Annotated in this window: 8 protein-coding genes and 2 tRNA genes; 4 read left to right on the forward strand and 6 right to left on the reverse strand. The window is 59.9% G+C overall.

Going from position 1 to position 8,965, the window contains the following annotated elements:
- The coding region (locus ABI546_RS16000; RefSeq protein ID WP_348048015.1) for an acyl-CoA dehydrogenase family protein at window positions 1–1,247 on the forward strand (1,247 nt) is incomplete at its 5' end.
- 87 nt (window positions 1,248–1,334) lie between these two features.
- Here the strand turns inward: ABI546_RS16000 and ABI546_RS16005 are convergent.
- Complete coding sequence (locus ABI546_RS16005) at window positions 1,335–2,021, reverse strand: hypothetical protein (protein WP_348048017.1); 687 nt, start codon at window positions 2,019–2,021, stop codon at window positions 1,335–1,337.
- 57 nt (window positions 2,022–2,078) lie between these two features.
- Here ABI546_RS16005 and ABI546_RS16010 point away from each other — a divergent pair, with 57 nt between their 5' ends.
- Window positions 2,079–2,783 (forward strand): glutathione binding-like protein, encoded by a 705-nt coding sequence (locus tag ABI546_RS16010; RefSeq protein WP_348048019.1) that lies wholly within the window; start codon window positions 2,079–2,081, stop codon window positions 2,781–2,783.
- Window positions 2,784–2,984: 201 nt separating this feature from the next.
- Here ABI546_RS16010 and ABI546_RS16015 read toward each other — a convergent pair.
- A tRNA-Arg gene (locus ABI546_RS16015) sits at window positions 2,985–3,061 on the reverse strand.
- A gap of 263 nt (window positions 3,062–3,324) precedes the next feature.
- Here ABI546_RS16015 and ABI546_RS16020 point away from each other — a divergent pair.
- Window positions 3,325–3,774, forward strand: a complete 450-nt coding sequence (locus tag ABI546_RS16020) for a response regulator (RefSeq protein ID WP_348048021.1) — start codon at window positions 3,325–3,327, stop codon at window positions 3,772–3,774.
- Between the two features lie 85 nt (window positions 3,775–3,859).
- On the opposite strand, the gene ABI546_RS16025 is transcribed toward ABI546_RS16020, so the two are convergent.
- A tRNA-Pro gene (locus ABI546_RS16025) sits at window positions 3,860–3,936 on the reverse strand.
- 167 nt (window positions 3,937–4,103) lie between these two features.
- Here ABI546_RS16025 and ABI546_RS16030 point away from each other — a divergent pair.
- On the forward strand, window positions 4,104–4,490 hold the full coding sequence (locus tag ABI546_RS16030) for a DUF488 family protein (protein WP_348048023.1): 387 nt from the start codon (window positions 4,104–4,106) through the stop codon (window positions 4,488–4,490).
- Window positions 4,491–4,617: 127 nt separating this feature from the next.
- On the opposite strand, the gene boxB is transcribed toward ABI546_RS16030, so the two are convergent.
- From boxB to ABI546_RS16045, 3 genes are all read right to left on the reverse strand, one after another.
- A complete protein-coding gene (gene boxB / locus ABI546_RS16035; RefSeq protein ID WP_348048025.1) occupies window positions 4,618–6,042 on the reverse strand; it encodes a benzoyl-CoA 2,3-epoxidase subunit BoxB in 1,425 nt (474 codons plus the stop codon).
- A gap of 99 nt (window positions 6,043–6,141) precedes the next feature.
- Window positions 6,142–7,857, reverse strand: coding sequence for a 2,3-epoxybenzoyl-CoA dihydrolase (boxC, locus tag ABI546_RS16040; RefSeq protein ID WP_348048027.1), 1,716 nt, complete (start codon window positions 7,855–7,857; stop codon window positions 6,142–6,144).
- A 30-nt stretch (window positions 7,858–7,887) separates the two neighbouring features.
- A complete protein-coding gene (locus ABI546_RS16045; protein ID WP_348048029.1) occupies window positions 7,888–8,790 on the reverse strand; it encodes a helix-turn-helix transcriptional regulator in 903 nt (300 codons plus the stop codon).
- Window positions 8,791–8,965 lie beyond the last annotated feature (175 nt).

Below are 8,965 nucleotides of genomic sequence, written 5' to 3' on the forward strand. Positions count from 1 at the left end.
ACACCCCAAAAGTACAGGAACTGCGGGCGCGCCTGCTCAAGTTCATGGACGAGCATGTTTACCCGAACGAGGCCCGCTTCTTCCACGAGATCGCCGAGAACCGTGCCAAGGGCAATGCCTGGATTCCCACCAAATTGGTCGAAGAACTCAAACCCAAGGCCCGCGCCGCCGGCCTGTGGAACCTGTTTTTGCCGCATTCGCCACGCGCGCCTGAGGGACTGTCCAACCTCGAATACGCCCCCCTGTGTGAAATCATGGGGCGCGTGCCTTTTGCGGCCGAAGTGTTCAACTGTTCGGCGCCCGACACGGGCAACATGGAAACCATTGCCCGCTACGGCTCTGAGCCCAACAAGGACCAGTGGCTGGACCCGCTGCTCAAGGGCGAGATCCGCTCGGCCTTCCTGATGACCGAGCCGGAGGTGGCATCCTCTGACGCCACCAACATCCAGTGCCGCATCGAACGCGACGGCGACGACTATGTACTCAACGGCCTCAAATGGTGGTCGTCCGGCGCCGGCGACCCGCGCTGCGCAATCTACATCGTGATGGGCAAGACCAACCCCGACTCAGGCCGCCACGAGCAGCAATCGATGATCCTCGTGCCCGCCAATACGCCCGGCATCGAGGTGATCCGCCCGTTGTCAGTCTTCGGTTATGACGACGCCCCGCACGGCCACATGGAAGTGCGCCTGACCAATGTGCGCGTGCCCGCCGCCAACCTGCTGCTGGGCGAAGGCCGCGGCTTTGAAATCGCCCAGGGCCGCCTTGGCCCCGGACGCATTCACCACTGCATGCGCAGCATCGGCATTGCCGAGCGCGCACTCGAGCTGATGTGCAAGCGCCTCAATACCCGCGTCGCCTTCGGCAAGCCGATCGCCAGCCAGTCTGTCTGGCACGAACGCATCGCCGAAGCCCGTTGCATGATCGAGCAGGCGCGCCTGCTGACGCTGAAAGCCGCCTACATGATGGACACTGTCGGCAACAAGGTGGCCAAAGCCGAAATTGCGATGATCAAGGTGGTGGCGCCCAACATGGCCTGCCAGATCATCGACTGGGCCATCCAGGCCCATGGCGGCGGCGGTGTGTCAAACGACTTCCCTCTGGCCTATGCCTACGCCAGCCAGCGCACCCTGCGCCTGGCCGACGGCCCGGACGAGGTGCACCGCGCATCACTGGCCAAGCTTGAGCTGGCCAAACACTTGCTGATGCCCGGTGAAGTCGAGATGCCCATCACCCGCGGTGGCTGAGCGCACGGCAATTCGCTATCAAAGTAATAGCTGCTTGCGCTCGTCCCATATGGCTGAAGTGCCAGTTTTGTCCTAAAAAGTGGGCCTTCAGAGCGTGATGTCGGTGGACAGGCCCGCAATGGCCGATTCGCAGGCGCTGGTGAAAATCTGGGCTGCGTGTTCCAGCGTCGGCATGTCGGCGGGGGTGTACTGCATGCGCAGGTAAGCCTTGCCGCGCAGCACCATCAGGATAAAGGGCACTTGCGCATCCGTTGACGGCTCAGGCCAGTTCATCAGCAATTCGACAAGGTGGGTATCCAGCCAGGCCTGTGCATGCACACGCTGGTCGGCCAAGACCACATAGCGCTGCCAAAAAGGCTTGGGAAGGCTTTCCCAGCCGACTTCCGAATACATGGCCAGCCAGCGCACCTCTTCCGGCATGCTGGGGTCGGCGGTGGTCTGCAGGGTGTCGGTATAAGCCTGGTAAGCGCGCTTTTCCAGCGCTTCCTTCAAGGCCCGGTTCATGATCAGTACCGTGACGTCGTCATTGACCTTGATCTCGCCCCGGGCGCGCAGTTCTTCACCGCGGATGTAATCGCGTGAGGGGCTGCCACGCTCCATTTTCCAGGGCTTTCCGCCTACAGTGCCCTTGAGCGAGAAACCCTTGCCTTCTCCCATACCGGTATACGAAAACCCGCGGGTACCGGCCCATTCAGACACGGCGTCATCGGAGGCGCCGGCATCGCCCGCATCTCCCTTACCCCCGACAAAGACTTTCTTGAACCGCTCGAACATGGTTTTGGCTTTTCTCTTAAAGTGCAGCAAACCTCATGTTAGTCCAAGGAAGCTCCAATGATCAACGTTTACTCATGGCCCACACCGAATGGGCACAAGGTCCACATCATGCTCGAAGAGTGCGGGCTGCGCCTGGGCCGGGATTGGCAGGCTACGCCCGTCAATATCGGCACCGGCGACCAGTTCAAGCCCGAATTTCTGGCCATCAGCCCGAACAACAAAATTCCGGCGCTGGTCGACCCGGTTGGCCCCGACGGCAAGCCGATCTCGGTGTTTGAATCGGGCGCCATCCTGCTGTATCTGGCCGCAAAAACCGGCAAATTTTTACCTAAAACCGACCGCGAGAAGTTTCAGGTCCTGCAGTGGCTGATGTTCCAGATGGGCGGAGTCGGTCCCATGATCGGCCAGACCCATCACTTCAGGCAATATGCCCCCGAAAAAATCGACTACGCCATCAACCGCTACACCAATGAAACCAAACGGCTTTACGGTGTCATGAACAAACAACTGGCCCAAAGCAGGTTCATCGCTTGCGGTGAATACACCATCGCCGACATGGCCATCTTCCCCTGGCTGCGCAACTGGCAAAACCACGGCATCGACTGGGCCGATTACCCCCACCTGAAGAAATGGTTTGATCTCATCAGCGAGCGCCCCGCCGTGCAGCGAGGCGTCAAGGTGCTGGCCGATCTGCGCAAGCCCATCACCGACGACAAGGCGCGGGAAGTGCTATTCGGAAAAACGCAGTATCAAAAACGCTGAGTTCAGGGGTAATCCGGTAGCCTGAATGACCGCATCGGGCCTGATGCCCAGAACGGTAATCGGCCGATGGCAAGCGTAGCGAGGGCCCGTCAGCAAAGCCAAACCGTACCGCAGCGACCGGAACGTACCTACGGGTACGTGAGGATCACGAGGAACGTATTGGCTTTGATCACGGGTCCGCAGTAGCTTGACGCGGTCGATTGGTCTGCCCGGAGGGGATCGAACCCCCGACCCTCAGCTTAGAAGGCTGATGCTCTATCCAACTGAGCTACGGGCAGTTTGTATGTGTGTTCAGTGCAGCGTAGCCGCAAACTTGCGAACTGCAGGATTCAGTTCGTCGGGAATCATACCTTCAAACGCCTCGCAGACACGCCGGGCAACATCATCCGATATCTCCGGCACCAGTGATTCCGGCACCCGTGATTCCGGGACAGCGGGAATGGATTCTTGTTGCGGTTCTCACACATCGCAATCACTCACTATGGTTGAGCCCTCGGCAGGGGTATATTGTGTACACGAACGAACCGTAAAGGCGCGCAACATGACCCGACCGACCCTGCTGCTGGTGGAAGACAACCCCGATCATGTGGAGCTCACCATGATTACGTTGCAGGAAAACGGGGCAGACCATGAAATCGTTGTTGCCCGCGACGGCACGGAAGCCCTGGAGTATCTTTTCTGCGAAGGCGCTTACAGCGACCGGCCCCATGATCACCCGCCCGAGTTGGTCATGCTTGATCTGGGCTTGCCCGGTATCAGTGGCCTGGAGGTCATGGAACGCATGCGCGGGGATCCCCGCACTTTCTTCGTTCCCATCGTCATGCTGACTTCAGAGAGCGAAACCTCAAAGACGGTGTTGGCTTTCAAGGGGGGCCTCAACAGCTACGTGCGCAAACCGCTGCACTACCGCGACTTTCAGGAAAAGCTTGAGCAAGCCCGGGAATATTGGCGCACGTCCAACTTCGGGTCGCTAACCCATCCAGCCAGCTGATCTGCAGCATCATCTGCCGTATTAATGGACGGACGTAAAAAAACCCACCTAAGTGGGCTTTTTTACCAGTTTTCACCGGAAATTTTGGTCGGAGTACAAGGATTCGAACCTTGGACCCCCTGGTCCCAAACCAGGTGCGCTACCAGACTGCGCCACACTCCGACAAGTCAAATATTATAGCCCGATCTGGCCCGACTTTTTTGAGTCGCTCTTAATTTTCTGTTCTCGGGGTGGAGCCAAGCCCCGGCATTCCAGTCCGTCTGGCTGACCAGAGAGGCCTAGCGTGCCCTCGAACGCTTCAAAATGGAACTCTGAAAACGGAGACTTTGATGGCCATAAAAATCGTGAGGCTGGGCACAGCGCGAAGTGCCAACGAGGGATTGCGCATAGGCACGGTGCGCAGGCCGCCACGCGGCGTGCTCAAAACAGAATTCGCGTCCGGCAATTGGTACGACGTCTGGTACCCCAACCTCGCGCCCAGCGTGGAGACCATGAAGCTCGGCCAATCCGTCGAATCCGACAAAGACTGGGCCGCTTTCAGCAAAAAATACCGGGCCGAGATGAACGAAGCCGATGCCAGCCGCAACCTCGACCTGCTCGCGGCGTTATCACACCAGGCGAATTTCTCGATGGGTTGCTATTGCGAGAATGAGGCGCGCTGCCACCGCTCGCTGCTGCGGGACCTGTTAAACGAGCGTGGAGCAAAAATCGGCTAGCCGCTAAAACGCAAACGCAGGGTTCCGGCCACACCAAGCCGGGGCCGCGGGACTGGCTTTGCCAGACCGCAGGCGCAGCGCCCCCTCGGGGGGCAGGGAGCTACACGCAGTGAGCGACCGTGGGGGCTCACAACTTCACGTACTCGTACTCGAGCGGATTCGCATTGATCCCGCGATCCGGCGGTGCAATCCATGCAGCCATCTTGCCGGGCTCAGTCACCTTGTTCATCAGGCTCTTGACGAAGGCCGTGTCGGCAGGCGTCGGCAGCCATTGGTCTTTTTTCGCTTCGAACTTTGCGACAGTGATGGGGTTGCCCAGCGGGTCGGTGAAGTTGCCCGCCCAAGCGCCCACCTCACGGCGAAAGCGCGTGGACGGCAGGGTCAGCTCAAAATCAACGCCGGCCCGCTTGATGCCCATGTTCCAGCGTGTCACGCCAACGTTGCAATCCTTGACGTATTCCAGGCGCGTGATTTCGTTCATTCCGTTGCGGGTCGAGATCGTCTCGTTCTTCACACCGCCCTGCCCGTTCGGCACCACGATGCTCATTTCGGTTTCCCGCTCGACGTGATCGGCAAACTTGGCTTCGTCCGGGCGGCCCTTGATGCCGTTGCTGAAGTAGTTGGCAGCGTTCGACGAGGCCTCCGAACCAAACAGGTCCAGCGACGAGGTGAACCAGAAGTTCATGAATTTCTGGACAGTCGGCAAGTCGATCACGCCGGCCTTGCGCAGCGTGGCCACGTCGTCGGTATCCAGCTCCTTCATCACTTCCAATGTGCGCTTGATGACGCGGCCAACGCCCGTTTCACCCACAAACATATGGTGGGCTTCCTCGGTCAACATGAAGCGCGTGGTACGTGCCAGCGGGTCAAAGGCGGATTCCGCAAATGACTTGAGCTGGAACTTGCCGTCGCGGTCGGTGAAATAGGTGAACATAAAAAAGCTCAGCCAGTTGTCCATGGGCTCATTGAAGGTGCCCAAAATGCGCGGCTTGTCGGCGTCACCGCTGTGGCGCATCAACAGCTCTTCAGCTTCTTCACGGCCGTCACGGCCAAAGTGTGCGTGCAACAAATACACCATGGCCCAGAGATGGCGACCTTCTTCCACATTGACCTGGAACAGGTTGCGCAGGTCGTACAGCGACGGTGCGGTGTGGCCCAGCAGGCGTTGCTGCTCAACAGACGCCGGCTCGGTGTCGCCCTGCGTCACGATAAGGCGGCGAAAGGTCGAGCGGTATTCGCCGGGCACCTCTTGCCAGACCTCTTCACCCATGTGGTCGCCAAAGCCGATCTTGCGGCCCTCTTCCTTGTCGGCCAGAAAAATGCCCCACCGGTAGTCGGGCATGGGCGTGTAGCCGTAGCTGGCCCAGCCGGAGGCATCTACGCCCACAGCGGTGCGCAAATAGACTTCCTTGGCCTTGAAATCGCTGGGTCCCATCTCATCCCACCAATTCAAAAAGGCAGGCTGCCAGTGCTCCAGCGCGCGCTGGAGCTGGCGGTTTTCACCGAGGTGAACGTTGTTGGGGATGAGGGCTTGCAGGTCGATACTAGACATGATGATTTCCTTAGACGTATCCGTTCGGGCTGAGCTTGTCGAAGCCTTCCGTGGTGTGCCCCGGCACTTCGACAAGCTCAGTGCGAACGGTAAAAAAACTTAGATGCGTTTCCAGTCAAACTTGGCTTTTTTTCCCGTGCCGAAAAGTTTTAGGGCTCCGTCCTCACCCACTGCATTCGGGCGAATGAATATCCAGTTCTGCCACGCTGACAGACGGCCAAACACACGAGTCTCCATCGTCTCTTTGCCCGGAAAGCGCAGCGAGGCTTCCATGCCCGTCATCGCGTCCGGCGACATCGATGCACGCTCTTCCAGCATGATGCGGATCTCGTCTTCCCAGTCGATGTCGTCGGGGGTCAAGGTCACCAGGCCCAACGCCAGCGCCTGGTCAGCGCGCAGCGGGCTATCACCCAGCTTTTGCAACTGGCTGATGGTGGTTTCGTCTTCGCAGAAGCGGGTTTGCAGACGCGTGAGGCCATTGACCGCGGGGAACCAGCCAAAGTTGGCGGCGCTCAGTTGTAATGCGGGTGCGGTGTCGGGCGCGTCAGGCAAATCGAGCATGTAAATACGGTCGCAGGCCAGGGCCAGCTCATAGAAGGTGCCAGCAAAGCACGAACCCGCCTCCACCAGCGCAATCAGCGAACGGCTGGTCACGTCGAGCCGCGCCAGGGTGCGGCGCAGCGCGCCCGTGGTTTCTTTCACCAGCCAGTGGTCTTTGAGTTTGGCCAGCACCTCGTCCATGCGGATCACCTGGCTGGCATCGCCGCTGGTCTTGACGACCCAGGTGCCGGTTTCCAGCTCGTTGGTGCGCAGGTTGAGGATGGCATCGTCGAGTTCGCGCTGCAATTTCAGCGGGTACCAGTTGGCACCGGCGGCCTCGATGGCTTCGGGGGTGGATTCAATGGCGGCGGCAGGCGCCTTGACCGTGATGGTGACGATGCGCTTTTCGCGGTCGACCTGTGCGTCTACCAGGCTGTAGTGGTAGCCGGTATCGTCGATCAGGGCTTTGAGTGGCGTGAGTTCAATGCCTTTTTTACCGGCATTTGAGCCTGCAGCCCGCGTGGACTGTGCGCGAAGCGCTTGAATTTCCGTAGCAAGCAAGCCTGCGAACTGCTGCGGCTTGGCGTGCGCGTCGATCAGCTTCCAGTCTTTGGCGCGGTCGGCACGAACGCCTTCGCTGGTGGTGCAGAAGATGTCGGCCAGGTCGCGGCGCACCTTGCGCTTGTCGGTCACGCGGGTCAGGCCGCCGGTGCCGGGCAGCACACCCAGCAAAGGCACTTCAGGCAGGCTAACGGTGGAAGAGCGGTCGTCCACCATGATGATGCGGTCGCAGGCCAGGGCCAGCTCATAGCCGCCGCCGGCGCAGGCGCCGGTGACGGAAGCGATGGCTTTCAGGCCGTCATGGCGCGAAGAGTCTTCAAGGCCGTTGCGGGTTTCATTGGTGAACTTGCAGAAGTTGACCTTCCAGCCATGGGTAGACAGGCCCAGCATGTAGATGTTGGCGCCCGAGCACCAGATCTTTTCCTTGCCTGATTCAAACACCACCACCTTGACGGCCGGGTGTTCAAAGCGCACACGGTTAATGGCATCGTGCAGCTCGATGTCGACACCCAGGTCGTAGCTGTTGAGCTTGAGCTTGTAGCCGGGCTTGATGCCGCCGTCTTCATTGATGTCGAGCTTGAGGCGCGCAACATCGCCCTCCACGCTGAGCGTCCAGTGCTGGTACTTGGTCGGGTGCGTGGCGAAGCTTACAAGCTCGCGCTCCTGGCCTTCAATGACCTGCTTGAACAAGAGGGGTTCTGTCATGGCGTTCATGGGGTGTCTCCAGTGATATCTGGTTATGGGTTAGATTCGCTCGCCCTGGATTTCAGCGCGTACGGAAGTTTTGGGAACGGCGCGTTCCAGATCTTTCAGGCTTTGTTTCAGTGTGCGCGCAGCGGTATCAACCACGGCATCGGCGCGGGCATAGAGCGCCTCGCGGCTCGAGAGGATGCGGCGGATGTCTTCCATCGCCTCGTCGGTCGCGCCACGGGTGGTGTCAAAGGGCCGCATGTCGCCCTGGGCCACCACGCGGGCCATGTGCTCTTCGGGGCTGGCCTTGAGCCACACGCAATAAAAGCGGCTTTGCAGCAGGTCAAAGGTTTCGCGCTCGCTCACGATGCTGCCGCCGGTTGTCATGACCACGCCTTCCGGGTGGTCCTCGGCAATGCGGAACAGCGCACGGCGTTCATAGCGCCGGTAGCCGGCCTGCCCATGTAGCAGCAGAATTTCGTTCATGCTGGTGCCGGCTTCACGTTCGATCTCGCGGTCCAGCTCAATGAAAGGTACGCCGCGCTCGGCCGCCAACTGGCTGCCCAAAGTGGATTTGCCAGCGCCGCGCAAACCGATCAGCGCCACGCGCTGCTCGCGCCCCAGTGAATCGCTGAGGCCGAAGGTGCTGCCGAGCAGGCCGTAGGCCTGGTCCAGCTGGGCATCATCCAGCCGCGTCAGCATGCCCTGCACGCGGGCCAGCGCTGGCCGCGGGGCGTCCTGAAGCAACTCAAGGATGGAAATGTTCAGCGCGCGGGCTGCGGCCTCCAGCGAATTGATCGAAACGTTGCCCTTGCCGGTTTCCACATCGGCCAGAAAACGCTCGCTAAGGCCGGAGTCCGATGCCAGCAGTTTACGCGTCATGCCCCGGCGGGCACGCCAGGCGCGAACGCGGGCGCCCAGTTCACTGAGCGTGGCTTTCGATTCCTGTTCGGACATGATTTCCAAGAAGCACCTGTGTAAAAAGTCGCCCTTTTCAGGACTTTGGCAGTTGCGTTTCGCTTAAATTGCAGTATACTTCACGTCAAATTGATGTCAAGCAGTTTATTGCATCTTCTATTCGCCCTTCGCCCTTCGCCCTTCGCCCTTCGCCCTTCGCCCTTCGCCCTTCGCC

The sequence above is a fragment of the Polaromonas sp. genome (assembly GCF_039932935.1).
Classification (GTDB): domain Bacteria; phylum Pseudomonadota; class Gammaproteobacteria; order Burkholderiales; family Burkholderiaceae_C; genus Polaromonas.